Raw genomic sequence first — 25,030 nt, 5'->3', positions numbered from 1 at the left:
AAGGCCGGTGTCCGGCCCCGCCAAGGGGGTCGGACACCGGCCTTTGGCCGTATGAGCGGTGGCGGCCGGGGGGTGAACCCGTGATGCTGGAGCGGTGATGGACGAGACGGAGTTCTGGGAGATCGTCGACCGTACCCGCGAGGCCGCCGACGGCGACCCCGAGGAACACGCCGAGCTGCTCGTGGAGCGGCTCGCACTGCTCGACCCGGACTCCGTCCTGGACTTCGCCCGCCACTTCGAGTCCCGGTACAACCGGGCGTACACCTGGGACCTGTGGGGCGCGGCCTGGGTGCTGCTCGACGGGGCGAGCGACGACGCCTTCGACTACTTCCGCTGCTGGCTGATCGGCCAAGGGCGGGAGGTGTTCGAGGGCGGGGTGCACGATCCCGACCAGCTGGCGGAGCTCCTGGGCGAGTTCGACGAGGAGATCGACGGGGACGGCGAGGAGCTGGGGTACGCGGCCGACGAGGCGTACGAGCAGCTGACCGGAGCCGTGGCGCCGGATCTGGGCATCCCGATGCAGGCGGCCGAGCCGGAGGGCGCCCCGCTGGACTTCGAGAACGAAGCCGTGCTCGCGGAGCGCTTCCCCCGGCTGTGGGACCGGTTCCGCGCCTGATCAGTAGTGCGTGCCGCCGTCGATGCGGATCTCCGTACCGGTGATGAACGCGCCGTCCTCGGAGCCCAGCATGGCGACGACGCCGGCGACGGTCTGCGGGCCGGCGAAGCCCTGCCCGAGGGCCGGGGCCAGCTTGGCGAAGAGGGACCAGTCGGTGTCCTCCGGCAGGCCGGGGCCGTTGCCGGTGGTCATGCCGCTCTCGATGGAGCCGGGTGCCACGCTGACGAAGCGCAGGCCCTGCTTGCTGTACTCGGCGGCCAGCGCGTGGGTCATGGACTGGATGCCGCCCTTGCTGGCCGCGTAGGCGGACATGTAGGGGTGGGCGAAGGACGCCGAGGTGGAGCTGAAGTTCACGACGACCGGCCGGTCGCCCGCGAGCAGCGCCGGGAGGGTCTCGCGGATCATCAGGAAGGTGCCGGTCAGGTTGACCCCGATGACCTGGTTCCAGAGGTCCAGGGTGGTCTCGTGGGTGTGCCCGGAGCGCAGGATGCCGGCGGCGTTGACGAGTACGTCGATCCCGCCGAGGACGCCGGCAGCGGCGGCCACGCCCTCCTTGACGGCGCTCTCGTCGGCTATGTCGAGGAGCGCGGTGGTGAGCCGGGCCGCGTGACCGTCGGCGGCGGCCCGGTCGGCGGTGGCCTTCAGGCCCGCCTCGTTGACGTCCACGGTGTGGACCCGGCCGCCCTCGGCGAGGATGCGGTGGACGGTGGCCTGGCCGATGCCGGAGCCACCGCCGGTGATGAGGACGCGACGTCCTTCGTAACGGTTCATGGCGCGAGCGTACCCAAGTGATGACACGTTTTGCCATGGCGACAAAGCATGTAATCGCCGGGGATGGCGGGGGGTACGCTTCACCCGTGAGATCCCCTCGTCCGTACTCTCCCCAGGCCGGCCCCGGAGCCCAGTCGCTGACCGAGCGCCGCAAGGCCGCCACCCAGCTCGACATCGCCCGCGCGGCCTGTGAACTGTTCGCCGAACACGGCCCCGACGGCACCACCGCCGAGGACATCGCCCACCGGGCGGGGGTGGCACTGCGCACCTTCTACCGCTACTTCCGCAACAAGCAGGAGGCGGTGGCCCCGCTGCTGGCCGGCGGCGGTGACGCCTGGCGCGCCGTGCTCGCCGAGGAGGACCCCGGCACGCCGCTGGGCGAGGCGCTGGAACGCGCGGTCACCCGGTCCCTGAGCGGACAGCAGGCGGTCGAGGAGGGCCTGGAGGTGACCCGCGGCCTGCTGCGCGCGGCGGCGGACGACCAGGCCCTGCGCGCGGTCTGGTACCGCGTGAACCAGGATTCCGAGGAGCACCTGGTCCCGGTGATCTCCCGGCTGGCGGGCCCGGAGGCCGACCCGCTGGAGGTACGTCTGCTCGCGGCGGCGGCCACGGACGCGATCCGTGTCTCGCTGGAGCTGTGGTCGACGACGCAGGCCCCGGTCTCGGGCCCCGGATCGCCGGCGGAACTCGCGGTCCGCTGCCTGCGTGACCTCACAGGGGCGATGCCCCTGCTCCTCCGCCAGGGGTAGGAACAGGGGCATCGCATCGGGTTCGGGTCGGGCAGGGCCCGCGGCTCTACGTTTCCGGGTGGGGCTCAGCCACCCCAGCCGCCGCCACCGCCACCGCCGCCCCCTCCGCCGCCGCCCCAGTTGCCTCCACCGCCGTCGCCTCCGCGACCGCCGTCACCGCCCCCGCCGCCCCAGTTGCCGCCGCCGTCGCCACCGCGACCGCCGTCGCCGCCCCAGTTGCCGCCGCCGTCGCCTCCGCGGCCGTTGCCCCAGTCGCCGTTGCCGCCACGGCCGTTGCCCCAGTCGTCGTGGTTACCCCAGTCACCGTTGCCACCGCGGCCGGAGTCGTTCCAGTTCCAGTTCGACCAGTTCGAGTCGCGCCAGTTGTGGTCGTCGCGCCAGTTGTCGTTGTACCCGCCGACGCCGCCCTGGTCCCAGCACCAGCTGGGGCGGTTGCGCCAGTCGTGGTTGCAGCAGGCGTCCCACCGGGCGTCGGAGCGGTTGGAGGGGTAGCGCCAGCAGTCGTAGCCGCCGTTCCCGCCGCCGCCACCGTTACCGGTGACGACCGAAGCCGAGGCGCTGGCGACGGGCAGCAGACCTATTGCGATTCCCGCGGCGCCCGCCATGGCTGCCGCAACGATCTTACGGCGCATTCTCATGCACCTCCGCACATGTCTCGCTTATTGGGCTTTTAGGTCATTTCCACCCTCACTCGCCCGTGCGGCCCTGTCAAAGCGGAAAGGCCCCCCGCCACACTCCGTGGAGCGTGGCGGGGGGCCTCCCATCAGGCGTTATTAGAGGTCGAAGTAGAGCTCGAACTCGTGCGGGTGCGGACGCTGCGCGATCGGGGCGATCTCGTGCGTGCGCTTGTAGTCGATCCAGGTCTCGATCAGGTCGGGGGTGAAGACACCGCCGGCCAGGAGGTACTCGTGGTCCGCCTCCAGGGCCTTGAGGACGTCCTCGAGGCTGGTCGGGACCTGCGGGACGCTCGCGTGCTCGTCGGGCGAGAGCTCGTAGAGGTCCTTGTCGATCGGCTCCATCGGCTCGATCTTGTTCTTGACACCGTCGAGGCCCGCGAGCAGCAGCGCCGCGAAGGCGAGGTACGGGTTGGACGACGGGTCCGGCGCGCGGAACTCGACGCGCTTGGCCTTCGGGTTCGAGCCCGTGATCGGGATGCGCATGGCGGCGGAGCGGTTGCGCTGCGAGTACACCATGTTGACCGGAGCCTCGAAGCCCGGCACCAGGCGGTGGTAGGAGTTCACCGTCGGGTTGGTGAACGCCAGCAGCGACGGGGCGTGCTTGAGGATGCCGCCGATGTAGTAGCGCGCGGTGTCCGACAGGCCCGCGTAGCCGGCCTCGTCGTAGAACAGCGGGTCGCCGTTCGCCCACAGCGACTGGTGCACGTGCATGCCCGAGCCGTTGTCACCGAAGATCGGCTTCGGCATGAAGGTGGCGGTCTTGCCGTTGCGCCAGGCGACGTTCTTCACGATGTACTTGAAGAGCATCAGGTCGTCGGCCGCGGCGAGCAGCGTGTTGAACTTGTAGTTGATCTCGGCCTGGCCACCGGTGCCGACCTCGTGGTGCTGACGCTCGACCTGGAGGCCCTGGGCGTCCAGTTCGAGGGAGATCTCGGCGCGCAGGTCGGCGAAGTGGTCGACCGGGGCTACGGGGAAGTAACCACCCTTGTAGCGGACCTTGTAACCACGGTTGTTCTCCTCGGAACCGGTGTTCCAGGCGCCGGCCTCGGAGTCGATGTGGTAGAAGCCCTCGTTCGCGGAGGTCGCGAAGCGCACGCTGTCGAACACGTAGAACTCGGCCTCGGGGCCGAAGTACGCGGTGTCGGCGATGCCGGTGGAGGCGAGGTACGCCTCGGCCTTCTTCGCGATGTTGCGCGGGTCGCGGCTGTAGGCCTCACCCGTGATCGGGTCGTGGATGAAGAAGTTGATGTTGAGCGTCTTGTCCTTGCGGAACGGGTCCAGACGCGCGGTGGTGATGTCGGCACGCAGCGCCATGTCGGACTCGTGGATCGCCTGGAAGCCGCGGATCGAGGATCCGTCGAAGGCGAGCTCCTCCGCCGGGTCGAACGCTCGCGCCGGGATGGTGAAGTGCTGCATCACACCAGGCAGGTCGCAGAAGCGGACGTCGACGAACTTGACGTCGTTCTCCTCGATGTACTGCTTCACTTCGTCGGCGTTCTTGAACATCCAACTCCTCCTACTCCCGGCCCCGGGGCAGGGACGGGCTTTATAGCTCGTGGTGCGTCAGTGCGGTGCCGCACGCTGACCCGACCATAAGCAGACGGGATTTCCCAAGCATGACCCATTTGTTTCGCACAAGTTAACCAGGGTCCGGCCGGAGGGCCGTGCGGCGCCACGGGTACCGTGTTCGGGTGGACAACAGACAGGCAATCGGATCCTGGCTCTCCGGCCCCCGCGCGGCCGCCGAGGAGATGGGTGTCGACTTCGGCTATCCGGGTCAGCGGCTCGGCCTGCCCCAGCAGGGGCCCGGCTCGGTGGCCCGCTTCGGGCGCCGGCTCGGCGCCGTCGTGATCGACTGGATCGCCTGCCAGCTGATTGCCTACGGGCTGATCACCGGCGGCAACCTGGCCGCGGCGGGTAACTGGACCCTCGCGCTCTTCGTGGCCTTCACCATCCTGACGGTCGGCACCGTGGGCTTCACCCCCGGCAAGCGGATCCTGGGCCTCCGGGTGATTTCGGAGTCCGGCGACCGCCTCGGCATCGTCCGGGTGGTCCTGCGCACGCTGCTGCTGGCCCTGGTCGTCCCGGCGCTGATCTGGGACCGCGACGGCCGCGGCCTCCACGACCGGCTGGCCCGCGCCGTCCAGGTCCGCATCTAGGACCGCGTCCAGGACCGCGGGGAACGCGTACGACACAGGGGTGCCCCCGAGCCTGCGGGCTCGGGGGCACCCCTGTGTCGTATACGAAAATCAGGTGACCTGGTCAGCGCATCTTTCCGCCGCGCGGCATCTTCATGCCCTTCGGCATGGGGCCCTTCGGCAGCGGCATGTTGCTCATGAGATCACCCATGGCGCGCAGCTTGTCGTTGACCTCGGTGATCTGCGGGCCGGCCAGCACGCGCGGCAGCTTGAGCAGGGTGGTGCGCACCTTTTTGAGCGGCACCTCGCCCTCGCCCGTACCCACGATGAAGTCGTGCACCGGTACGTCCGGCATGATCCGGGCCAGCTTCTTCTTCTCGTTCGCGAGCAGCGGCTTCACCCGGTTCGGGTTGCCCTCGGCGATCAGCACGACGCCAGCCTTGCCGACGGCGCGGTGGACGATGTCCTGCTGCCGGGTCATCGCGATGGCAGGGGTGGTCGTCCAGCCCCGTCCCACGTTGTCCAGTACGGCCGCGGCCGCTCCCGGCTGACCTTCCATCTGCCCGAAGGCAGCCCGCTCGGCCCGCCGCCCGAAGACGATCGCCATCGCGAGGAACGCCACCAGGAATCCCAGGATGCCCAGGTAGAGCTCAAGCCCGGCCAGGAAGCCGATCGCGAGAAAGACACCGAAGGTGACGATGCCCACGCCTGCGACGATCAGACCGACCTTCGGGTCCGCCTTGCGCGTCATCTTGTACGTCAGGGCGATCTGCTTCAGTCGCCCGGGGTTCGCAGCAGTCTCTGCGTTTGACTTCCTCGCCATAAAGCGAAGTTTACGTGGCCTGCGGGGTTCGGGTAGCCGCGGCCTCAAGTACATGTTCGGTTTCGACCCGGTCCTTGGCCCTCTTGCGGTCCTCCAGGACCGCCGTCCAGGCGTTGCGGCGGGCCCCGCTCATCAGCAGGGACTCAATGCCCCGGAAGGCGTCGGAGAGGGTCGGGATGGCAATGGCGCGTACGGGCGCGGCCTGCATGATGTCGATCCCTTTCACGATGCTCGCCTCTGTGCGGTGCGAGCGGTGTGTGCGGTGCGTGGACCAAGCGTCACTGACTGGTGTTACCAGGGCGTGACCGGTCGGTCAAATGTGATTGACACGTTGCAAACACTGACGCGGCCCGCCGGACTCTTCCTCAGGGAAGAGCCTAGGGGCCGCGTCGATGCGGTGTTACCCACTAGTAACGCTTTGTGCGCGACTTCACACGCTCGCGTCACGGACGAGCGGACGGGCGCTCGCGTCCGGTTCTCCCGGACGGACCCGCAACCTACGCCACGGCTCCGCTGCGCTTCTCCATCGCCTGCTGGTAGAGGCGACCCGCACGGTAGGACGAGCGGACCAGCGGGCCGGACATCACTCCGGAGTAGCCGATCTCCTCGGCCTCCTTCGCCAGCTCCACGAACTCGGCCGGCTTCACCCAGCGCTCGACGGGGTGGTGCCGCGGCGAGGGCCGCAGGTACTGCGTGATGGTGATGAGCTCGCAGCCGGCCTCGTGCAGGTCCTTCAGGGCCTGCGAGACCTCCTCGCGCTCCTCGCCCATGCCGAGGATCAGGTTCGACTTCGTCACCAGGCCGTAGGCGCGGGCCTTGGTGATCACGTCGAGCGAGCGCTCGTAGCGGAAGCCGGGGCGGATCCGCTTGAAGATGCGCGGCACCGTCTCGACGTTGTGCGCGAAGACCTCGGGGCGGGAGGCGAAGACCTCCTCCAGCAGCTCCGGGACCGCGTTGAAGTCGGGGGCCAGCAGCTCGACCTTGGTGTGGCCGGACTCGCGGCCCGCCGTCTGCTGGTGGATCTGGCGCACGGTCTCCGCGTACAGCCAGGCGCCGCCGTCGGCCAGGTCGTCGCGCGCGACGCCCGTGATGGTGGCGTAGTTCAGGTCCATCGTGACCACGGACTCGCCGACGCGCCGCGGCTCGTCGCGGTCCAGCGCCTCGGGCTTGCCCGTGTCGATCTGGCAGAAGTCACAGCGCCGGGTGCACTGGTCACCACCGATGAGGAAGGTGGCCTCGCGGTCCTCCCAGCATTCGTAGATGTTGGGACAACCGGCCTCCTGGCACACCGTGTGCAGTCCTTCGCCCTTCACCAGGGCCTGCATCTTGGTGTACTCGGGACCCATCTTCGCCCGGGTCTTGATCCACTCGGGCTTGCGCTCGATGGGGGTCTGGGCGTTACGGACCTCCAGGCGCAGCATCTTGCGTCCGTCGGGTGCGACTGCGGACACGACCGGCTCCCTGTGACTTCGATTGTTCGGGCGCCCACCAGGGTACGCCCGTAATTTCATACGCTCTTACGTCGGCCAACCTGCGAGCGGCCGGTCTCATTCCCGGGGCTGGGCCAGAAGGCTAGGAGCCCACGGCCGGCTCTATCTCGCGGGGCTTCGGCTCCGCGTGCTCCAGTACGTCCTTCAGGTGCCGTTCGGCCACCGGAAGCACCTCTGCGATGGTGATCTCCCGGCCCAGTTCGTACGAGAGCGAGGTCACACCGGCGTCCCGGATACCGCAGGGGATGATCCGGTCGAACCAGGTGCTGTCCGGGTTCACGTTGATCGCGAAACCGTGCATCGTGACGCCCTTGGCGACGCGGATGCCGATGGCGGCGAGCTTGCGGTCCTCGCGGCGCTGGCCGGCGTTGGACGGGGCGTACTCGGGGCCGTTCAGCCGCGGGTCGAACTCCTCATCGGCCAGCCGGGGGTCGAGCTCCAGCGAGAGGCCGCCGATCATGGGGCGCTCCTCGACGGGGTCGCCCAGCACCCAGACACCGGAGCGGCCCTCGACCCGGGTGGTCTCCAGGCCGAACTCGGCGGCCGTGCGGATCAGGGCCTCTTCGAGGCGGCGGACGTGGGCGACGACGTCCACGGGGCGGGGCAGCTTCATGATCGGGTAGCCGACCAGCTGGCCCGGGCCGTGCCAGGTGATCTTGCCGCCGCGGTCCACGTCGACGACGGGGGTGCCGTCGAGCGGGCGCTCGCTGGGGTCGGTGCGCCGGCCCGCCGTGTAGACCGGCAGGTGCTCCAGCAGCAGGCAGGTGTCCTCGATCTCGTCCGCGAAGCGGGCCGCGTGCACCCTGCGCTGTTCTTCCCAGGCCTGGGTGTACTCGACGGATTCCGTTCCGAAGCCCAGATGGACAAACCCAAGCTCAGCCACCGCAGCGCCTCCTCATTGAACCTGCTGTGTGCACGTACCTCACCGAGCAAGAGTACGGCGACCCGCGCGAGCCGTTTCAGGACCCCGGCGCGTGCTCCTGGAGGGGCTCCGGCGCAGGCTCGGAAGCGGGCTCCGGCGGGGGCCCCGGCAGCTGCTTCGGCCGGCGCCGCCCTTTGAGCGGCCGGTCCGGGTCCTCGTCCGCGCGCGGCAGCCGCCGGTGGCCCTCCGAGTGGTCGTTGACCCAGCCGCACACCCCGCACGCGTACCGGCCGTCGAGCCCCGCGATGTAGGTGCCGCAGCGCCGGCACTCCGCCTCGGTCAGTTCGGGCGGGGACAGCGGGACTGTGGATTCGGTTCGCTCCTCGGGGAGGTGCGCCCCGTGGGGCCGAGGGGTCATGGGCCGCAGCGTACGCGGGCGGAGGGGTCCGGTCCGTAAAGGGTCCTACGCATTCTGCACACGATCGGATGAATGTGGGGCAGAGAGGGCGGCATCGGCGAAGTTCGCCGCTACATTCACGCCGTTCACAGGGCCGGGACTCCGGTCCGTCACGTCAGGAAACCGTGGAGCCGATGACGGAACGACCTGCCCAGCGCGTCCCCAACCGGCAGCTCGCGGCGCTGATCGCGGAAGCCGGGTTCTCCAACGCCGGTCTCGCCCGCCGCGTCGACCAGCTCGGCCTGGAGCACGGTCTCGACCTGCGGTACGACAAGACCTCCGTGACCCGATGGCTGCGCGGGCAGCAGCCCCGCGGCACCACCCCCGCGCTGATCGCCGAGGTCTTCACGCGCCGCCTCGGACGCCGGCTCTCCGCCCAGGACCTGGGTCTGGACGCCTGCGCGCCCGTGTACGCCGGGCTGGAGTTCGCGGCCACCCCGGAGGAGGCCGTGGACATCGCGAGCGGGCTGTGGCGCAAGGACTCCGGTTCGCACGCCGAGCTCCGGAAGATCGCCTTCACCCCGGCCGGACTGGTCGTGCCCAGCCGGGACTGGCTGATCGGGCGGGCCGACGAGCGGGTCGGCCGGGGCGCGGAACCCGCCGCGGCCCGTGTCCCGCTGCAGGGGCGGGCCTCGGTCCCCCGGCAGCGGCAGATCGACCGCGGCCCCGGGCAGCGCGTCACCAGCGGGGACATCGCGGCACTGAGATCGGTGAGCGAGCTGTTCCGCACCCTGGACCAGGCCTACGGCGGCGGGCACGCCCGCCAGGCCCTGGTGCGCTACCTGGAGCACGAGGCCGAGCCGATGCTCCGCGGGACCTACGGCGAGACCACCGGGCGGCGGCTCTTCTCGGCCGCGGCCGATCTCACCCGGCTCGCGGGCTGGACCTCCTTCGACATCGCCGCGCACGGGCTCGCCCAGCGGTACTTCGTACAGGCGCTACGGCTCGCGCAGGCGGCCGCGGACCGTCCCTACGGCTCGTACGTCCTGGTCACCATGAGCAGGCAGGCGGTCTACCTCGGCCACGGCCGCGAGGCCGTGCAGCTGGCCCGGGTGGCCCAGCAGGGCGTCGGCTCGGGCCCGCCGCCCGTGGTGCAGGCGCTGCTCCACTCGGCGGAGGCACGCGGACACGCGGTCCTCGGCGAGGTCCGCGCGTCGACCGCCTCCCTGGTGCGGGCCGAGCGCGCGCTGGGCGCGGCCCGGCCGGGGGACGACGTTCCGCACTGGGCCCGGTTCTACGACGAGGCGCAGCTGGCGGACGAGTTCGGGCACTGCCACCGGGACCTCCAGCAGTACCGGGCCTCGGCGCAGCACGCGGAGCGGTCCCTGCAGCTGCGGGGACCGGCGTACGCGCGCTCCCGGCTGTTCTGCCGGGTGGTGCTGGCCACGGCCCGGCTGGGGCTGGGCGAGCTGGACCAGGCGTGCGCGCTGGGCGCGGAGGCGGCGCAGCAGGCGATGGAGATGCGGTCCGTGCGGGCGGTGGAGTACGTACGGGACTTCGAGCGGCGGCTGGAGCCGTACCGGGACGCCTCGGCCGTGCGGACCTACCGGGACCGCGTGGCCGCCCTGTCCTGAGGTGCCGCGCGCCCCGAGGCGTCTTGCCGTGTCCTGAAGCGCCCGGGGACGTGCGGCAGGGGCCCGGTCCTGTGACGGGACCGGGCCCCTGTGTCGGTGGTGGTTCTCAGGCCGCCACCGGAAGTGCGGGCTCCGGGGCGACCGGGAGCGGGATTCCGAAGTCGCGCAGGACGGCGCCGGCGGCGCGGCGGGCCGAGTGCAGGGCCCCCTGGACGGTGTTGGTGTCGCGGTGGTCACCGCACACGTACAGCCCGGCCAGTACCCGTACGGGACGCTGCATGTCGTGCGGCGGGGGCATCGCGGGGACCGCCTCCGGGGTGTGGTGGACGGCCAGCAGTTCCCACTCGCGGGTGGGGGTGTCGTAGAGCCGGGCCAGCCGTGAGGCGACCGTGCGCGCGGGTGGCGGCGGCCCGAGCACGGTGGTGGTGACCAGGCTCCGGCCGGCCGGGGCCCGGGTCGGGTCGACCGCGCTCATCACGGCCGTGTGGGAGACGGGCCACCTGGGGTCCCCGTCCAGGAGCAGCGAGCCGTCCCGGGACAGGGGTGCGGTGGTGGCGTGGTGCAGGACGGTGACCTCGTGGAAGGCGGGCACGCGCAGGCCGGGCAGGAGCTCGGCGGCGGCGCGGGCCCCGGTGGCCAGCAGGACGGAACGGCAGCGGAAGTCGCCGTGCTCCTCGGTGGTGACCAGGTTGGTCGCCACCGACCGGACCCGGACCCCGGTCCGCACGGTGCCGGGCGGCAGGGCGGCGGCGAGCAGGCCGGGCAGGGCCGCCGCGCCGCCTTCGGGCACGGCGAGGCGGCCGCGGGCGAAGGTGCGCAGGGCGAGGTCGGCGACCCGGCTGGAGGTGGTGAGCTCCGGGTCGCGCAGCAGGGTGGCGAGCAGGGGGCGGAGTGCTCCGTTCAGGGTGCGCGCGGGCAGCCCGCGGGAGCGCAGGGCGGCGTGCGCGGTGCGTTCGGGACGGGCGAGCAGCTTCTCCTCGGGCAGGGTGGCGAGCCGGCCGAGGGCGGCGCCGATCCGGGCCTGGTCGAGGGAGCCGCTGGCCAGGGCCCGGGCCGGGGTGAGGACCCCGACCCGCAGCTGCTTCCCGTCGGTGTGGACGAGGACGCCCGGTGCGAAGGGGCGCAGGGCCAGGGCCCGCAGGCCCGGCGTGCGTTCGAGCTCCGTGTACGCGGTGTTGAGCAGCTGGCCGATCCGGTCCAGCCGGAACCCGTCGGCGGACTCGGTGGCCATCCGCCCGCCGGGATCGTCCGCGGCTTCCAGGACGGTGACCGTGACTCCGGCCGCGATCAGGTGCTGCGCTGCCGCGAGTCCTGAGACTCCGGCTCCTACGATGACGACGTCCGCATGGTGTGCGGCATGGTGTGCGCTGCTGAGCACGTGCCCCTCCCCGAGGTCGGCGCGGCTGTGTGGGGATCCTCCTTCCCCCAACCGGCTCAAGGGGAACCCGAGTTCGGCGGGGTATTGCGGTCAACTCCGGTCGCACAGCGGTCGCATGTGGGTCACGAACGGTCGCACGGTGGTCGCACGCGGATCTCAGAGCGCGGCGCGGATCGCCTGCTCGATGCCGGGGTCGCGGAAGACGAAGCCGGACTCCAGCAGCCGGGCGGGCCGGGCCCGCTGACTGCCCAGCACGTCCCCGGAGAACTCCCCCAGTACGACGCGCAGGGCCACGGCCGGTACGGGCAGCAGCGCGGGCCGGTGCAGCACCCGGGCCATGGCCTCGGTGACCTGGCGGTTGGTCAGCGGCTCCGGGGCGGTCAGGTTGACCGGGCCGGACAGGCCCGGGGTGTCGATGATGTGCCGCAGGGCCGCGATCTCGTCCCGGAGGGAGATGTACGACCAGTACTGGCGGCCGTTGCCGAGCCGGCCGCCGATGCCGGCGCGGAAGATCGGGAACATCCGCCCCCAGGCCCCGCCCTCGCGGGCGACGACCAGTCCCGTACGGGCGAACGCGGTCCGGATCCCGGCCTCCCGGGCGGGGGCGGCGGCCGCCTCCCACTCCACGCAGACCGAGGGCAGGAACCCCTGCCCGGCCGGGGCGCTCTCGTCGACGGCCCGGTCGCCGGTGTCCCCGTAGTAGCCGACGGCCGAACCGCTGACGAGCACGGCGGGCGGCTCGTCGAGGGCGGCGAGGGCGTGCGCGAGCGCGGCGGTGCCGAGCACCCGGCTGTCGCGGATCTCCCTCTTGTACGCGGCGGTCCACCGGTGGTCCCCGACCCCGGCCCCGGCCAGGTGCACGACGGCCCCGCAGCCGGCCAGCCCGGCAGGGTCCACGTACCCGCGCGCCGGATCCCACCGCGCCTCGTCCGCGCCGACGGGCTCCCGCCGCACGAACCGCACCACCTCGTGCCGGTCCGCCCGCAGGGACCGCACGAGTGCACTTCCGATGAGCCCGGTCGCCCCGGTGACAGCAATGCGCATGCCCCCATCCTGCCGGGTCGCTGCGCGACTTCCGCAGACGTCACCGCACGGCGCTCCGCGCCCGCGCCTCAAACGCCGGCGGGGCTGAGATTCCAGCCCCGCCGGCGTTTGAGGCGCGGGGTCCGGGGCGGAGCCCTGGGGCCGGGCGGAGCCCGGTTCAGGCGGTCGTGGTGCCGAGCCAGGTGCCGACCGCGTAGGTCACGGCCATGGCCAGCGCGCCGCCCAGGACGTTGCGGGCGACCGCCCTCGGCAGCGGCGCCCCGCCCAGCCGCGCACTGATCACCCCGCACAACGTCAGCGCCGCCAGCACCGCCACCACCGTCACCGGCACCCGCTGCGACGGCCCCGGCAGGATGATCGCCAGCAGCGGCAGCAGCGCCCCCACCGTGAAGGCGACGAGGCTGGCGAAGGCCGCGTGCCACGGGTTGGCCAGCTCGTCGGGGTTGATCCCGAGCTCCACCCGGGCATGGGCCCGCAGCGCGTCCCGCTCCGTCAGCTGCTCGGCGGCCTCCCGCGCCACGTCCCGGCTCAGCCCCCGCCCGGCGAGCAGGTCGGTGAGTTCGTCGAGCTCCGCCTCCGGCTCCTCGGCCAGTTCCCGGCGTTCCAGATCGAGCGCCGCCCGTTCGGAGTCCCGCTGGGAGCTGACGGAGACGTACTCCCCCGCCGCCATCGACAGCGAGCCCGCCAGCAGCCCGGCGACGCCCGCCGCCAGGATCGCCGCGCGCGAGGTGGTGGCCCCCGCCATACCGACCACCAGGCCCGCGGTGGAGATGATCCCGTCGTTGGCGCCGAGCACACCCGCGCGCAGCCAGTTGAGCCGCGTGCTGATCTCCGCGCTCTGCGAGCCGTCGCCCTCGCCGTGCGCCTCGATGTGCGCCCGGCTGGGCCGTTTCCCAGCACCTTCGCTTGCCGTCACGCCCCCACTGTCGCGGCCCGGGGCGTACAAGGCCACCCGGCGGGCCGGTCCGGGGTGCGCGGGCCCGGCCCCCGTACCAGGGTGGAGGGGTGAGACGCCGACGTCAGGAGCCGGGATGGCTGCGCGGCGAGCCGCCGCCGCGCTGGGCCCGGATCGCGCCCGCGGCGGCCCTGGTCGTGCTGGTCCTGGCCCAGGCGGTCACCCCGGGCGCGGAGCTCGGGTTCTTCCTGGCCGGTCTGCCCCCGGTGGCCGCCTTCGCGTACGGGGCGGCCGGGACCGCGGTCTTCGCCGGCATCGTCCTCCTCCTGCTGGGGGTCCACTCGCTCGGTGTCGCCAATGCCCGGGGCACGGACCTGGCCACGGTGGCCGCCGTCGGGGTGCTCAGTGTGGTGATCGCCTGGGTCCGCCAGCGCCGGGACGCGCAGCTGGTCAGCGTACGGACGGTGGCGGAGGCGGCCCAGCTCGCGGTCCTCCCGCCGGTTCCGGAACGGGTGGGTCCGGTGCGCTGCTCGGGCCTGTACCGGGCGGCACAGCGCGGCACGCTGGTCGGCGGCGACCTGTACGACGTACGGGCCGGACCGTACGGGGTACGGGCGCTGCTCGGGGACGTCCAGGGACACGGGCTGGCGGCGGTCGCCACGGTGGGGGCGCTGCTCGGGGCCTTCCGCGAGGCCGTGATCGACGACGCCGGGCTCGGGGCGGTCGTGGCCCGGCTGGACCGGCGGCTGGTGGCGGACGCGGCGGCCGCGTCGGTCGAGCATCCGGAACTGTTCGCCACGGCCGTGCTGCTGGAGTTCCCGCCCGGGCTGGACGTCGTACGGATCGTGTCGTGCGGGCATCCGTCGGCCCTGCGGGTCCGCGGATCTGCGGTGGAGGAAGTGATCGTCGACCCGGGGCCGCCCCTGGGTCTGGGGCTCGCCGGTCCGGCCCCGCCGCCGGTGACGGAGCTGGCGGTGCGCCCCGGGGACCAGCTGCTGCTGCACACCGACGGCGTGACGGAGGCCCGTGACGCGACGGGGCACTTCTACCCGCTGGCCGCCCGGGTACCCGTACTGGCGCGGGACCCGGCGGGCCTGCTCGGGGCGGTGTGGCGGGACCTCGCGGCCTTCACGAAAGGCGGCCCGAACGACGACGTGGCCCTGCTGCTGCTGTCCCTGGACGGACAGGAACCGGCGGCGTAGGGGGTTCCGGCCGGCCGGAACCCCCTGTCATGCGGTGAGTGACAGCCGTAGCGACCACGACCGGCGACCGACACCCGAAAACAGCCGCCTGACGCATGACGTCTGACGCCTGACGCCTGACGCGCCTACGACTCCATGATGAACGCGCGCACCATCTTGCAGGTGACGTTCGACGGCCGGTGGATCCCCGTCCGGACGGCCATCGTCCGGATCTTCCGGTTGGTGGCGCGGCGGGCGTCGTACGTCCCCGAGTCGAGCAGGGATATCGCCAGCCGCATCGCCTTCAGACGGCGGTTGTGGCTCTCGTACCACTCGCGGGGCAGCCCCGCCGGCAGCGGCTTCTTCTTGACGTGCTGGACGGTGGTGGCAGTGGCCATCTACAGCCTCCCAAACGGTAGTTGGCTTCCTGTCGTTCTTCCTCGATTTTACCGGGGACCACTGACAAAAGCCCCTGGCCAGACGGACCCTGGGTAGGGTTGCGGCCATGGAGATCTGGATCAATCCCGCCTGTTCCAAGTGCCGCAGCGCCCTGACCCTGCTGGACGCGGAGGGCGCCGACTACACCGTGCGCCGCTACCTGGAGGACGTCCCCTCCGAGGACGAGATCCGCGAGGTGCTCGGCCGGCTCGGGCTGGAGCCGTGGGACATCACGCGCACCTCCGACCCCCTGGCCAAGGAGACCGGCGTACGGGACCTGCCGCGCGAGGAGACCGACGCGGCGCGCGGGCTCTGGATCGCCCACCTGGCCGCTCACCCGAAGCTCATCCAGCGCCCGATCATCACCGCCGAGGACGGCACGGCCGTGGTCGGCCGCTCCGAGGAGGCCGTCCGCGAGGCCCTGTCCCGCAAGGGCTAGGGGGTGTCTTGCCGGTCAGGGCGGGACACCCGCTGGAAGAGCCGGGCGATCTCCGCGGCGGCCGTCAGCGGCAGCGCGTGGTGCGGGACCCCGGGCAGTACGCCGACACGCGCGCCCGGGCAGCGCCTCGCGCGCTGCCCGGGCCGCACGGTCGGAGTCGTGGCAGCGGGCGAGCCCGGCGAACAGGACGTCGACCTGCGGGCCCGCACCCGAGGGCTGCGCGAGTCCGGCCAGGTCCGGGCGCGGCCCGGTGACCGGCCGGACGGCGGGGAAGCCGGCGCTCTCCTCCTGCAGCCGCAGCCAGGCCGGATCGAGCGCGACCCCACGGGTCTCCCAGGCGAGGAAGGAGCGGATCCGCTCCGGGGTGGGCCGCACCAGCATGGGCAGCGCGCGCAGCACGTAGCCCGGGCGCAGTCCCGCGAAGACCTGGGTCGGGTCGAGCAGCACCAGGCGGCCGAGCCGGGCCGGGCGGCGGGCGGCGTAGTGGGCGGCGATCCAGGCCCCGTACGAGTGCCCGGCGAGGGTCACATGCCCGTGCGGGCCCGGCCCGTCGAGGACCGCGTCGAGGACCGCGTCGAGCCAGCCGACCAGGTCCTCGGCGGTCCGGATCGCCCGGTCGGGCGCCGGAACGCTCAGCCCCGGGTCCCCCACCAGGTCCACGGCGTGCACCCGGTGGGCGCGGGCCGCTCCGGCGGCGACGCAGGCGCCCCACACGGTGGAAGTGGACCCGCCGCCGGGCAGCAGCACCAGCGGTGGCGCGTCGGCCGGGCCGCAGCGGTTGACGCGGGTGACCCCGTACGGGGTGGTCAGGTCGACGGCCTCGACGGGTCCGGGCCACCGGCCGAGCACCGCGTCGTAGGCAGCGCGGAAGGCAGACGTCCGGTACCTGCGCGGCTCCGATCCCTCGCCCGATCCCTCATCCGATGCCTCACCCAATGCCTCACCCATCCCACGCACATCCGATATCTCGCCAGGCGATAATCTCGCTCGACGAGAGATTCCGCCAGGGGGCGACGCCATGGACGACGACAGAAATCCGGACCACCGGGAACCCGAACCCGAGGAACCCGACAACCTCCGACTGGTGCACCTCCTGCGCGCGGTCACCGTCGAGTTCGGTCTGCGCCAGGCCGACTTCGCCGCCCGCAACGGCATGCACCCCACCGACGTACGCGCCCTGGTCTGCCTGCTCGACGCGGCCCGCGCGGACGAACCGGCCACCGCGGGCCTGCTCGGCGCCCGGCTCGGCCTCAACTCCGCCGGCACCACCGCCGTGATCGACCGGCTCGAACGGCTCGGCCACGTCGCACGGATCCGCGACGACCACGACCGGCGCCGGATCCTGCTGCGCGTCGAGCCGGCGGCGATCCGTCTGGGCCGGGAGTTCTTCGGGCCGCTGATCGACGGGGTGCTCCAGGTGCTCGACTCCTTCGACCCCGCCGAACGGGAGACCGTACGCCGCTTCCTGACGGCCACCCACGCCGTCTTCACATCGGAGCCGCGCCCATGACCACTCCCGACCAGGGACCCGGCGGCGCCGACCTGCACCTGGAACTCCCCGCCGAAGGCGCCCGGCGCACCGCCCTCGCCCAGGCCCTGCGCAGCGCAGTGCGCAGCGGCCGACTGGCCGGCGGGACCCGGCTGCCGCCGTACCGGACGCTGGCCGCCGACCTCGGGCTGGCCCGCAACGCCGTCGCGGACGCGTACGCCGAGCTGGTCGCCGAGGGCTGGTTCACGGCGCGGCAGGGTTCCGGCACCCAGGTCGCCGAGGGGGTCGCGACCGCCGACACACCGGCCGCCCCGGCCGGGCCCGCGCCCGACCGGCCCCGCCACGACCTGCTCCAGGGCAAGCCCGACCCCGCCTCCTTCCCGCGCGCCGCCTGGGCCGCCAGCGCCCGCCGGGCCCTGGCCGAGGCGCCCACCGAGGCCTTCGGGCCGGGCGATCCGCAGGGCCGGCCCGAACTGCGGCGGGCCCTGGCCGGCTACCTGTCCCGGGCGCGGGGCGTGCGCTGCGGCCCCGAGAACATCGTGATCTGCTCCGGCTTCGCCAACGGACTGCGGCTCCTGTCGTCCGTCCGGCCCCGCGACTGGGCCGTAGAGGCGTACGGGCTCCCCTTCCACCACGGCATCCTGCAGGCCGCGGGGGTCCACCCGCACCCCGTGCCCGTCGACGAGGACGGCGCCCGGCTGGGGGAGGAACTCCCCTCCCGGGCCCGTACGTTATTGCTCACACCGGCGCACCAGTTCCCGACCGGCGGCCGCCTGCTGCCCGCACGGCGGGCCGCCGCGGTGGAGTGGGCCCGCGGCACCGACGGCGTGATCGTGGAGGACGACTACGACGGGGAGTTCCGCTACGACCGCAAACCGGTCGGCGCGCTGCAGGGACTGGCCCCCGAACACGTGGTGTACGCGGGCTCGCTGAGCAAGAGCCTCTCCCCCGCGCTGCGCCTGGGCTGGCTGGTCCTCCCCGACCAGCTGCGTGACCAGGTGCTGGCCGCGAAGGGGCTGCGGGAGTCCTGGGCGAGCACGCTGGACCAGCTGGCGCTGGCCGACTTCATCGAGTGCGGGGCCTACGACCGCCACGTGCGCCGGATGCGCCTGCGCTACCGGAACCGCCGCGACCAACTGGCCGCCGTCCTGGCGGCACGCGCCCCGGAGGTCCGGGTGACGGGCATCTCGGCCGGCCTGCACGCCGTACTGGAGCTCCCCCCGGGCCGGGAATCCCCCGCCCTCGCGGCGGCCCACGCCGCGGGCCTGGCCCTGGACGGCCTGTCGTCCTACCAGCACCCGGCCGACCCGGCCCCACCCCGCGAGGGCCTGGTGGTCGGCTACGCGACACCCCCGGACTCGGCGTTCACCCGGGCACTCGGCGTCTTGGCGGGGGTGGTGGGGGCGGCGGGGGCGGAGGCGGAGGCTTTCGGGAGCTGCTCGATCAGAATCTGACGAAGCGGGGCGGGGGTGCGGGTAGTCGGGATCTGCTCGGTCGGAATCAGGGATGCGTATGGGGGTTTCCCGTCAGTCCCATCGTCCCTCCGTGCCGGGCCGCTCCCTCAAGGGCGCTCCCTTCGGTCGCGTCGCTACGCGATGTCGCTGCGCTCCACCCTTGACCGACCGTCCCGCCCCGGAGAAACGAAAGACTGCCGGGAAGCCCCCAAAGGAACGGGCCGGCCGACAAGAGACCACCGGGGCGGCCAGAGAAGCGCGACCCGGTCGGGCGCGAAGAGCCACGACCGAGAGGCGGGGCCCATCACAGACCAGGGCCCGCGTCGGGGGAAGCGCATCCAATCGCTACGCGCTCCCGACGTCTCAGCGTCTCCATCCCGTCCTGGGCTGGACATAGGCCGCCCACGGCCCCGGTCCCGCGCTCGCTGTGCGACCGACGACCGTCCGGGGCTGGACATAGGCCGCCCCAGATCGCTACGCGCTTCTCCCTGACCGCGTCCGACGGCCGGTAGGGGCCCACACCTCGGCTATTCCGTCGTGGAGACGGGTCAACGCGAGCATCACCCCACAAGCTCACGGATAGATGAGGGCAATTGAGGCAAACGGTCAGCCTCTCTGACCGCCCACCTGCACTGACCCGCATCCACGACGACATAGCCGCAGCCCCACCCCTCCTCACCCCAATCAGCCGGCAGACGCCTCCCATGAGGAGCGCCTACGGGTCGTGGGCGGCCTATGTCCAGCCCAGGACGGTCCGAGGACGCTGAGTGATGAGGAGCGCGTAGCGATTGGACGCGCCTCCCCCGACACGGGCCCCGATCTGCCATGGGCCCCGTCTCTCGGTCGTGCCGGCCGGGATCGCTCGCGCATCTCTGGCCGCCCGTCCCTGTCTTGATCCCCCGGCCCGTTCCTTTGGGGGCTTCCCGGCAGTCTTTCGTTTCTCCGGGGCGGGACGGTCGGTCAAGGGTGGCCGAAGGCCATCGCGAAGCGACGCGAGGAACGAGCGCCCTTGAGGGACCGGCCCGACACGGAGGGACGATGGGACTGACGGGAAACCCCCATACGCATCCCTGATTCCGGTCGGGCAGGTCCCGCCCACCGGAGCCCCCGCCGCACCTCTTCACCTCGCCCCCACCTTCCACCCCTTAGGGTGACCAGAGCGACAAAAGTGACGTATCGGATAAAAACCCAAGGCCCCAAGGACGCGAGGACCCGAGGACCCGTTGTGAACGAGGATGTGAACAAGGCGCCGCAGCCACACGGCCAGGCAGTCCAGCCGGCCCTCCCCGGCGCGGCGGGCTCACGACCCGGGCGGCGGGGGGCCGACTGGATGTTCGGCGGGGTGTACGGGACCGTTCTGGCCAGTGCGCTGTTGGCCGCACTGCACCAGAAGGGGGAGCAGTTCACCCCGTACTACGACGCCAGCTGGGTGCTCGTGACGGCCGCGACCGCCGGGCTCGCGCACGGCTACTCGCACCACATGGCCTCCGACCGGCAGGACTCCGCCTGGCACCGGTGGCGGATGCTGGGCCTGGCGCTGTGGAACGAGTGGCCGCTGATCGTGGCCGCCCTGCCCACCGTCCTGCTGCTGGTCGCCGCCGGGGTCTTCGACTGGGACGCCTATGCGGTGACCGCCGTCGGGCTGGGGGTGAACACCGCCCTGCTGTTCGGCTGGGGCGCGCTCGTCGCGCTCCGCGTGGGCTATCGGCTCGGCTCCGCCCTGGCGATCGGCATGGCGGACGCCACCATCGGCCTGGCCATCATCGTGGCGAACGCGGTGATCAAGTAGGGAGCTGCGCCTCCGCCTCGGCCAGGATCTCCGTGAGCCGGGCCCCGAACTCCGCCCCGCGCGGGTCCGGGACCCCCGTCCGGGCCGCGGTGAGCAGTGCGTCCAGGGCGCGCCCGTAGGCGCCCGGTACGTCGCTCCAGCCGGGCAGTTCGTGCACGCCCTCGGTGCCGCGCAGTTCGAGGCCCACCCCGGCGGCCGCGCGCGGGGCGCCCAGGCTGAGCACGGCGGTGCTGGCCGCGCCGGAGGTGTGCCGCAGTGCCAGTTGGACCACGTCGGAGGGGCCTCGGGTGGCGCTGATCGCGGTGACCTCGCCGAGGACCGGGATCAGGACGGACAGGGCGTGCGGGCCGACGTCCCACAGCCCGCCCTTGGCCTTGCGCCAGGGCGAGTCCGCGTAGGCGCTGGGCGTTCCGTCGGGCGGGAAGACGGCGCCGAGCCAGTGGGCCGCGGCCGTGAACCAGCCGGTGCGTGCGGCTTGTTCCTCGACCCAGCCCGCGGTGGGCTCGGCGAAGCGCAGGGTGAGGAAGACGACGGAGGCGACCTGGTGGCGTGTGACCGCTTCGGCGACGGCGCGGGCGTCCTCCACGGTGGTGGCGACGGGCTTGTCGAGGAGCAGGTGGCATCCGGCGGCGGCGGCGCGGACGGCCATGGCTGCCTGTACGTCGGGCGGCAGGGCGAAGGCGACGGCGTCACACTCGGCGAACAGCTCGTCGGGGTCTTCGTACACCTTCACGCCGTACTCGTGGGCCAGCTCGGCCGCGGCCTCGGGCCGGCGGCCCCACACGCCGGCGAAGTCGGAGCCGGCGTGCGCGGCGAGGGCGGGGGCGTGGGTGCGGTGCGCCCAGGGGCCGGTGCCCAGCAGTCCGACCCGGGGGCGGCGGGCTGCGGGGGCCTGATCGGCGGCGCTCTCGGCGGGGCCTTCGGCGGAGTTCAAATCAGACGAAATGCTCACGTGGCCAGTCTGCCCCACCCGGACGGGCGCGCCGCCATCAACCCGCACAACCCACCCGACCTGCGGTGCAAACCTCGGTAACACGGGGTTCACACACGGGCAACGGAAGAGAAATCGCGGGCGGGCACGCTGCGGTCATCACCGCAGCGATGAAGCAGCGACCAGCAGCACCCGCAGAGTCTGAGGATGGGGCCCGTGAGCTACAAGGCTGAGTACATCTGGATCGACGGCACCGAGCCGACGGCGAAGCTTCGCTCCAAGACGAAGATCCTCGGGGACGGCGACGCGCTGCCGATCTGGGGCTTCGACGGATCGAGCACGAACCAGGCCGAGGGCCACGCGTCCGACCGCGTGCTCAACCCGGTCTTCTCCTGCCCGGACCCGATCCGCGGCGGCGACAACGTCCTCGTCCTGTGCGAGGTCCTGAACATCGACATGACCCCGCACGAGTCGAACACCCGCGCGCTGCTGCGTCCGGTCGCCGAGAAGTTCGCCGCGCAGGAGCCGATCTTCGGCATCGAGCAGGAGTACACCTTCTTCGACGGCACCCGTCCGCTCGGCTTCCCCGTGAACGGCTTCCCGGCCGCGCAGGGTGGCTACTACTGCGGTGTGGGCTCGGACGAGATCTTCGGCCGCGAGATCGTCGAGAAGCACCTGGACCACTGCCTCGCGGCGGGCCTGAGCATCTCCGGCATCAACGCCGAGGTCATGCCCGGTCAGTGGGAGTTCCAGGTCGGTCCCGTCGGCCCGCTGGAGGTCTCGGACCAGCTGTGGATCGCGCGCTGGCTGCTCTACCGCACGGCCGAGGACTTCAACGTCTCCGCGACGCTGAACCCGAAGCCGGTCAAGGGTGACTGGAACGGCGCGGGCGCGCACACCAACTTCTCCACGAAGGCGATGCGCGAGGACTACCGCGCGATCATCTCCGCGTGCGAGGCGCTGGGCGAGGGCAGCAAGCCGCTCGACCACGTGAAGAACTACGGCGCCGGCATCGACGAGCGTCTGACGGGTCTGCACGAGACCGCCCCCTGGAACGAGTTCAGCTACGGCGTCTCGGACCGCGGCGCGTCGGTCCGTATCCCGTGGCAGGTGGAGAAGGACGGCAAGGGCTACATCGAGGACCGCCGTCCGAACGCGAACGTGGACCCGTACGTGGTGACCCGTCTCATCACGGACACCTGCTGCGCCGGCCTGGAGAAGGACGGCCTGGTCTGACGACCGGGGTTCAGTAACGACACCGGTCCGGCACCGCCGGGACCACGCTCGGCCGATGACCACTGGCAGCGCCCGCCACCCCCAAGGGGGTGGCGGGCGCTGCCTTTTGTCCCGGATTGACAGGGGGGTGGACTCGGTATGTGAGATTCCCATCCACAGGGTGAGACGGAGCCTGCCCCGGAGACATGACATCTGCTTGAATGGGGCCATGGCCAGCCCTTCGCACACCTCGTCAGGTCGCAGCGACCTCGAGCCTTTCTGGCCGTCCCGTCAGGATCACGATTACGACCGGGAGTGTTGCCGCGCGAAGAACGCGCCGGCCCTCTAAAGCCTCCGGGATCACCCACCTGACCTTCCCCGAGGCCTTCGGTCTGCGCGGTATCGACATCGACGACGTACGCACGTCTCCTGCCGACCACTCCGCGTGAAAGAGCTGACCACTCATGGCGAACACCCGCTCCCTCTCCTCCGCCGCCACCGCTGCGACCTCTTCCCTGACCTATCCGCCCAGTCCGCGCCACCGGCTGCGTTCCGTTGACCGAGACGAAGTGGCCCGGGTCGTGGACCTCCTGCCGCCGGGGGCCACTTGGCTGCCCGCGCCCCAGCACACCCTGCCGGCGCTGCCGGGCCAGCCGCCGATGGTCGGCTACCTGGTGCTCGTACCGGCCGACCAGCAGCCTCCGATCGCCTTCGCCCCGCAGGCGGTGGCCGCCGCCGTGCAGCCGGCCCCCGCCGCCCCCGCGCCGGCCGGTCCGGGTGACGCCCTGGTCCGGATCGACTCGGCGCAGCGCACCGCCGAGGTCGACGGCCGGGTGCTCGACCTGACGTACCTGGAGTTCGAGTTGCTGGCCCACCTGGTGCAGCACCCGCACCGGGTGCACAGCCGGGACCAGCTGGTCACCACGGTCTGGGGCTACGGGCACGTCGGCGACGGCCGGACCGTGGACGTCCACATCGCCCGTCTGCGCCGCAAGCTGGGCGCCTCCCACCGCGCCGCGATCCAGACGGTGCGCCGGGTCGGCTACAAGTACGCCCCCTGAGCTGCCGGTCGGCCTGACGACGGTGGGCCCGTACTCCCCTGGGGAGTACGGGCCCACCTCGTTCGTGACGTAAGGCGCTGCGGCTACGCGGCCTTGGCCCGGCGGCCCGCGACGAAGCCCAGCAGGACGTCGACCGCGAGGAAGACGACCAGGCTGATCCCGAGGAGCGGCACGAACCAGCCGATCACGGCGGTCACCGCGGCCAGCGGCAGCAGCAGGGTCACCGGGAGCTTGCGCCAGGCACCGCGCGGCTGGGCGCGGCCGACGGACAGCTTGCGGTCCTTCGTCGGCCGGCGCAGCCACCACATGCGGTAGCCCCAGAAGACGAGGAACATCACGGCGACGGCGAGCGCGGCCAGCGCGATCTGGTTGGCGAGTCCGAAGGTCGTACCCATGTGCAGGTCGATGCCGAAGCGGGTCATCTGGGCGAGGACCGGGTAGTCGGCGAAGCGCAGTTCGTCCATGACGCGGGCGTCCGCGGGGTCGACGGCAACCGAGTCCAGGTGCACCGGCACCAGCTTGTCCTGCTCCTTGATGACGTAGCCCTTGCCCTTGGCGGGCAGGGTCACGCGGAGCGCCTCGGTGACACCCGCGGCCCGGGCGGCGTCCACGGCCTTGTCGATGCCGACGTCGGCGGCGGGTGCGGGCGGCGGGGCCATCTGCGTGCCGTCGGGCATGGTGTGCCCGGCGTGCTCGCCCGAGCCGGCGTCCGCCCCGGCGCTGAGCTGCGCGGAGACGGCGGGGGTGGCCCCGCCGAGGCTGTCCTGGAGCTGCCCGATGTTCTCGCCGGCGTACTTCGACCAGGTCAGGCCGGTGGCGGAGAGGACGACGAGTCCGGCGACGGCCCACAGGCCGACGGCGCCGTGCCAGGACAGGGTGCGGCGGCGGCCGGTGGCCGTGCGGTCCGGGAGGACCAGCTGCGACCTGCGCTTGCGGCGGCGGCCGAGCCACAGGGCGAGTCCGCCGAGCGCGACCACCCACATCCAGCTCGCGGCGAGCTCGCTGTAGTTCCGGCCGAACTCGCCGAGCTGGAGGCTGGAGTGGAACTCGCTCAGCCACGCCCGCAGCGGCAGCGCGTCGCCGACGGTGGCGAGCTGCCCGCGCACCTCGGCCGTATACGGGTCGACGAAGACGGTGAGGGTCTCGCCCTCGGGGAGGCCCGGGCTCTCCATGATCACGCGGGTGGTGGCCTCGGTGTCGGGGGCGGGCCACACGGACACGACCTCGCCCTCGGGGGCGGCGCCCTTGGCCGCGTCGATCTGGGCGCTGAGCGGCAGGGCGCTCTCGCCGACGCGGGCGACGGTCAGCTCGTCGGAGTAGATGATCTTCTCGGCCTGCCAGGAGGCGGCGTAGAGCAGCCCGGTGGCGGCGGCGAGGAAGATCAGCGGGGCGACCAGCAGCCCCGCGTAGAAGTGCATGCGCAGGAGCAGCGGCCGTACGGCGGCCCAGCTGCCGCCGTTCTTCTTGGCCGTGCCGGCCGGTTCGGCGTCCGGGGTGCGGACGTCTTGAGCCTCGTCAAGAGACATGGGGATCCTAGGTGTTGGCGAAGACATGGGGAG

25 protein-coding genes and 1 pseudogene are annotated in these 25,030 nt (G+C 72.3%); 11 read left to right on the top strand and 15 right to left on the bottom strand.

From position 1 onward, the window contains the following. Positions 1 to 97: 97 nt before the first annotated feature. Positions 98 to 616 carry a DUF4240 domain-containing protein gene (locus tag KO717_RS25815; protein ID WP_301371609.1) on the top strand — a complete coding sequence of 173 codons (519 nt, stop codon included), beginning with the start codon at positions 98 to 100 and terminating at the stop codon, positions 614 to 616. On the opposite strand, the gene KO717_RS25810 is transcribed toward KO717_RS25815, so the two are convergent. Beyond that, positions 617 to 1,387 carry an SDR family NAD(P)-dependent oxidoreductase gene (locus tag KO717_RS25810; protein WP_301371608.1) on the bottom strand — a complete coding sequence of 257 codons (771 nt, stop codon included), beginning with the start codon at positions 1,385 to 1,387 and terminating at the stop codon, positions 617 to 619. Between the two features lie 86 nt (positions 1,388 to 1,473). Here KO717_RS25810 and KO717_RS25805 point away from each other — a divergent pair, with 86 nt between their 5' ends. Next, the gene (locus KO717_RS25805; RefSeq protein WP_301371607.1) at positions 1,474 to 2,136 is read left to right on the top strand and encodes a TetR/AcrR family transcriptional regulator; all 663 of its coding nucleotides are present in this window, start codon (positions 1,474 to 1,476) and stop codon (positions 2,134 to 2,136) included. Between the two features lie 65 nt (positions 2,137 to 2,201). Here KO717_RS25805 and KO717_RS25800 read toward each other — a convergent pair whose 3' ends face one another. Further along, positions 2,202 to 2,768 carry a hypothetical protein gene (locus KO717_RS25800; RefSeq protein ID WP_301371606.1) on the bottom strand — a complete coding sequence of 189 codons (567 nt, stop codon included), beginning with the start codon at positions 2,766 to 2,768 and terminating at the stop codon, positions 2,202 to 2,204. A gap of 141 nt (positions 2,769 to 2,909) precedes the next feature. Further along, positions 2,910 to 4,319 (bottom strand): type I glutamate--ammonia ligase, encoded by a 1,410-nt coding sequence (glnA, locus tag KO717_RS25795; RefSeq protein WP_109778591.1) that lies wholly within the window; start codon positions 4,317 to 4,319, stop codon positions 2,910 to 2,912. Positions 4,320 to 4,504: 185 nt separating this feature from the next. On the opposite strand from glnA, the gene KO717_RS25790 reads away from it, so the two are divergent. Next, on the top strand, positions 4,505 to 4,972 hold the full coding sequence (locus tag KO717_RS25790; protein WP_301371605.1) for an RDD family protein: 468 nt from the start codon (positions 4,505 to 4,507) through the stop codon (positions 4,970 to 4,972). 103 nt (positions 4,973 to 5,075) lie between these two features. On the opposite strand, the gene KO717_RS25785 is transcribed toward KO717_RS25790, so the two are convergent. From KO717_RS25785 to KO717_RS25765, 5 genes are all read right to left on the bottom strand, one after another. Beyond that, positions 5,076 to 5,774 carry a DUF4191 domain-containing protein gene (locus tag KO717_RS25785; RefSeq protein WP_301371604.1) on the bottom strand — a complete coding sequence of 233 codons (699 nt, stop codon included), beginning with the start codon at positions 5,772 to 5,774 and terminating at the stop codon, positions 5,076 to 5,078. 10 nt (positions 5,775 to 5,784) lie between these two features. After that, positions 5,785 to 5,982: an SCO2195 family GlnR-regulated protein gene (locus KO717_RS25780; RefSeq protein ID WP_030010916.1), complete on the bottom strand. Its 198-nt coding sequence runs from the start codon at positions 5,980 to 5,982 to the stop codon at positions 5,785 to 5,787. Positions 5,983 to 6,271: 289 nt separating this feature from the next. Continuing rightward, on the bottom strand, positions 6,272 to 7,225 hold the full coding sequence (lipA, locus tag KO717_RS25775) for a lipoyl synthase (RefSeq protein WP_301371603.1): 954 nt from the start codon (positions 7,223 to 7,225) through the stop codon (positions 6,272 to 6,274). Positions 7,226 to 7,346: 121 nt separating this feature from the next. Continuing rightward, positions 7,347 to 8,147 carry a lipoyl(octanoyl) transferase LipB gene (gene lipB, locus KO717_RS25770; protein WP_301371602.1) on the bottom strand — a complete coding sequence of 267 codons (801 nt, stop codon included), beginning with the start codon at positions 8,145 to 8,147 and terminating at the stop codon, positions 7,347 to 7,349. 76 nt (positions 8,148 to 8,223) lie between these two features. Next, on the bottom strand, positions 8,224 to 8,544 hold the full coding sequence (locus tag KO717_RS25765; RefSeq protein WP_301371601.1) for a hypothetical protein: 321 nt from the start codon (positions 8,542 to 8,544) through the stop codon (positions 8,224 to 8,226). Positions 8,545 to 8,717: 173 nt separating this feature from the next. Here KO717_RS25765 and KO717_RS25760 point away from each other — a divergent pair, with 173 nt between their 5' ends. Continuing rightward, complete coding sequence (locus tag KO717_RS25760; protein WP_301371600.1) at positions 8,718 to 10,157, top strand: regulator; 1,440 nt, start codon at positions 8,718 to 8,720, stop codon at positions 10,155 to 10,157. Positions 10,158 to 10,263: 106 nt separating this feature from the next. Here KO717_RS25760 and KO717_RS25755 read toward each other — a convergent pair whose 3' ends face one another. From KO717_RS25755 to KO717_RS25745, 3 genes are all read right to left on the bottom strand, one after another. After that, a complete protein-coding gene (locus tag KO717_RS25755) occupies positions 10,264 to 11,535 on the bottom strand; it encodes an NAD(P)/FAD-dependent oxidoreductase (protein WP_301371599.1) in 1,272 nt (423 codons plus the stop codon). Positions 11,536 to 11,691: 156 nt separating this feature from the next. Continuing rightward, positions 11,692 to 12,579, bottom strand: a complete 888-nt coding sequence (locus KO717_RS25750) for a TIGR01777 family oxidoreductase (RefSeq protein WP_301371598.1) — start codon at positions 12,577 to 12,579, stop codon at positions 11,692 to 11,694. A gap of 157 nt (positions 12,580 to 12,736) precedes the next feature. Beyond that, entirely contained in the window at positions 12,737 to 13,450 is a 714-nt protein-coding gene (locus KO717_RS25745) for a VIT1/CCC1 transporter family protein (RefSeq protein ID WP_301374744.1), read from the bottom strand. Positions 13,451 to 13,584: 134 nt separating this feature from the next. Here KO717_RS25745 and KO717_RS25740 point away from each other — a divergent pair, with 134 nt between their 5' ends. Next, entirely contained in the window at positions 13,585 to 14,676 is a 1,092-nt protein-coding gene (locus tag KO717_RS25740) for a PP2C family protein-serine/threonine phosphatase (protein WP_301371597.1), read from the top strand. 125 nt (positions 14,677 to 14,801) lie between these two features. Here KO717_RS25740 and KO717_RS25735 read toward each other — a convergent pair whose 3' ends face one another. Further along, positions 14,802 to 15,053: a hypothetical protein gene (locus KO717_RS25735; protein WP_030012991.1), complete on the bottom strand. Its 252-nt coding sequence runs from the start codon at positions 15,051 to 15,053 to the stop codon at positions 14,802 to 14,804. Between the two features lie 107 nt (positions 15,054 to 15,160). On the opposite strand from KO717_RS25735, the gene KO717_RS25730 reads away from it, so the two are divergent. After that, positions 15,161 to 15,532 (top strand): ArsC/Spx/MgsR family protein, encoded by a 372-nt coding sequence (locus tag KO717_RS25730; RefSeq protein WP_030012990.1) that lies wholly within the window; start codon positions 15,161 to 15,163, stop codon positions 15,530 to 15,532. Here the strand turns inward: KO717_RS25730 and KO717_RS25725 are convergent. Continuing rightward, a pseudogene (locus KO717_RS25725) lies at positions 15,529 to 16,480 on the bottom strand (alpha/beta fold hydrolase). The gene KO717_RS25730 and the pseudogene KO717_RS25725 overlap by 4 nt on opposite strands. Before the next feature lie 70 nt (positions 16,481 to 16,550). Here KO717_RS25725 and KO717_RS25720 point away from each other — a divergent pair. From KO717_RS25720 to KO717_RS25710, 3 genes are all read left to right on the top strand, one after another. Continuing rightward, entirely contained in the window at positions 16,551 to 17,042 is a 492-nt protein-coding gene (locus tag KO717_RS25720) for a MarR family winged helix-turn-helix transcriptional regulator (RefSeq protein WP_301371596.1), read from the top strand. Then, positions 17,039 to 18,475, top strand: a complete 1,437-nt coding sequence (locus tag KO717_RS25715) for a PLP-dependent aminotransferase family protein (RefSeq protein ID WP_301371595.1) — start codon at positions 17,039 to 17,041, stop codon at positions 18,473 to 18,475. The genes KO717_RS25720 and KO717_RS25715 overlap by 4 nt, the downstream gene beginning before the upstream one ends. A 1,225-nt stretch (positions 18,476 to 19,700) precedes the next feature. Next, a complete protein-coding gene (locus KO717_RS25710) occupies positions 19,701 to 20,264 on the top strand; it encodes a hypothetical protein (protein ID WP_301371594.1) in 564 nt (187 codons plus the stop codon). Here the strand turns inward: KO717_RS25710 and KO717_RS25705 are convergent. Then, positions 20,257 to 21,198 carry a Gfo/Idh/MocA family protein gene (locus KO717_RS25705; RefSeq protein ID WP_301374743.1) on the bottom strand — a complete coding sequence of 314 codons (942 nt, stop codon included), beginning with the start codon at positions 21,196 to 21,198 and terminating at the stop codon, positions 20,257 to 20,259. The genes KO717_RS25710 and KO717_RS25705 overlap by 8 nt on opposite strands. 213 nt (positions 21,199 to 21,411) lie before the next feature. Between KO717_RS25705 and glnII the strand changes: the two genes are divergently transcribed. Next, positions 21,412 to 22,431, top strand: a complete 1,020-nt coding sequence (gene glnII / locus KO717_RS25700) for a glutamine synthetase (RefSeq protein WP_301371593.1) — start codon at positions 21,412 to 21,414, stop codon at positions 22,429 to 22,431. A 443-nt stretch (positions 22,432 to 22,874) separates the two neighbouring features. Continuing rightward, complete coding sequence (locus KO717_RS25695; protein ID WP_301371592.1) at positions 22,875 to 23,471, top strand: winged helix-turn-helix domain-containing protein; 597 nt, start codon at positions 22,875 to 22,877, stop codon at positions 23,469 to 23,471. Between the two features lie 83 nt (positions 23,472 to 23,554). Here KO717_RS25695 and KO717_RS25690 read toward each other — a convergent pair whose 3' ends face one another. Continuing rightward, positions 23,555 to 24,997: a PepSY-associated TM helix domain-containing protein gene (locus KO717_RS25690; RefSeq protein WP_301371591.1), complete on the bottom strand. Its 1,443-nt coding sequence runs from the start codon at positions 24,995 to 24,997 to the stop codon at positions 23,555 to 23,557. Positions 24,998 to 25,030: the final 33 nt, after the last annotated feature.

The sequence above is a fragment of the Streptomyces xanthophaeus genome (genome assembly GCF_030440515.1).
In the GTDB taxonomy this organism is placed as follows: Bacteria; Actinomycetota; Actinomycetes; order Streptomycetales; family Streptomycetaceae; genus Streptomyces; species Streptomyces kutzneri.
The sequence above is the reverse complement of the archived record's forward strand: the minus strand, read 5'-3'. Positions and strand labels throughout refer to the sequence as shown.

Bases quoted from the DNA above. Each gene is read 5' to 3' on its own strand.
- KO717_RS25815 (WP_301371609.1), top strand. From the start codon at position 98: ATGGACGAGACGGAGTTCTGGGAGATCGTCGACCGTACCCGCGAGGCC.
- KO717_RS25810 (WP_301371608.1), bottom strand. From the start codon at position 1,387: ATGAACCGTTACGAAGGACGTCGCGTCCTCATCACCGGCGGTGGCTCC.
- KO717_RS25800 (WP_301371606.1), bottom strand. From the start codon at position 2,768: ATGCGCCGTAAGATCGTTGCGGCAGCCATGGCGGGCGCCGCGGGAATC.
- glnA (WP_109778591.1), bottom strand. From the start codon at position 4,319: ATGTTCAAGAACGCCGACGAAGTGAAGCAGTACATCGAGGAGAACGAC.
- KO717_RS25785 (WP_301371604.1), bottom strand. From the start codon at position 5,774: ATGGCGAGGAAGTCAAACGCAGAGACTGCTGCGAACCCCGGGCGACTG.
- KO717_RS25780 (WP_030010916.1), bottom strand. From the start codon at position 5,982: ATGCAGGCCGCGCCCGTACGCGCCATTGCCATCCCGACCCTCTCCGAC.
- KO717_RS25765 (WP_301371601.1), bottom strand. From the start codon at position 8,544: ATGACCCCTCGGCCCCACGGGGCGCACCTCCCCGAGGAGCGAACCGAA.
- KO717_RS25760 (WP_301371600.1), top strand. From the start codon at position 8,718: ATGACGGAACGACCTGCCCAGCGCGTCCCCAACCGGCAGCTCGCGGCG.
- KO717_RS25750 (WP_301371598.1), bottom strand. From the start codon at position 12,579: ATGCGCATTGCTGTCACCGGGGCGACCGGGCTCATCGGAAGTGCACTC.
- KO717_RS25735 (WP_030012991.1), bottom strand. From the start codon at position 15,053: ATGGCCACTGCCACCACCGTCCAGCACGTCAAGAAGAAGCCGCTGCCG.
- KO717_RS25730 (WP_030012990.1), top strand. From the start codon at position 15,161: ATGGAGATCTGGATCAATCCCGCCTGTTCCAAGTGCCGCAGCGCCCTG.
- KO717_RS25720 (WP_301371596.1), top strand. From the start codon at position 16,551: ATGGACGACGACAGAAATCCGGACCACCGGGAACCCGAACCCGAGGAA.
- KO717_RS25715 (WP_301371595.1), top strand. From the start codon at position 17,039: ATGACCACTCCCGACCAGGGACCCGGCGGCGCCGACCTGCACCTGGAA.
- KO717_RS25695 (WP_301371592.1), top strand. From the start codon at position 22,875: ATGGCGAACACCCGCTCCCTCTCCTCCGCCGCCACCGCTGCGACCTCT.
- KO717_RS25690 (WP_301371591.1), bottom strand. From the start codon at position 24,997: ATGTCTCTTGACGAGGCTCAAGACGTCCGCACCCCGGACGCCGAACCG.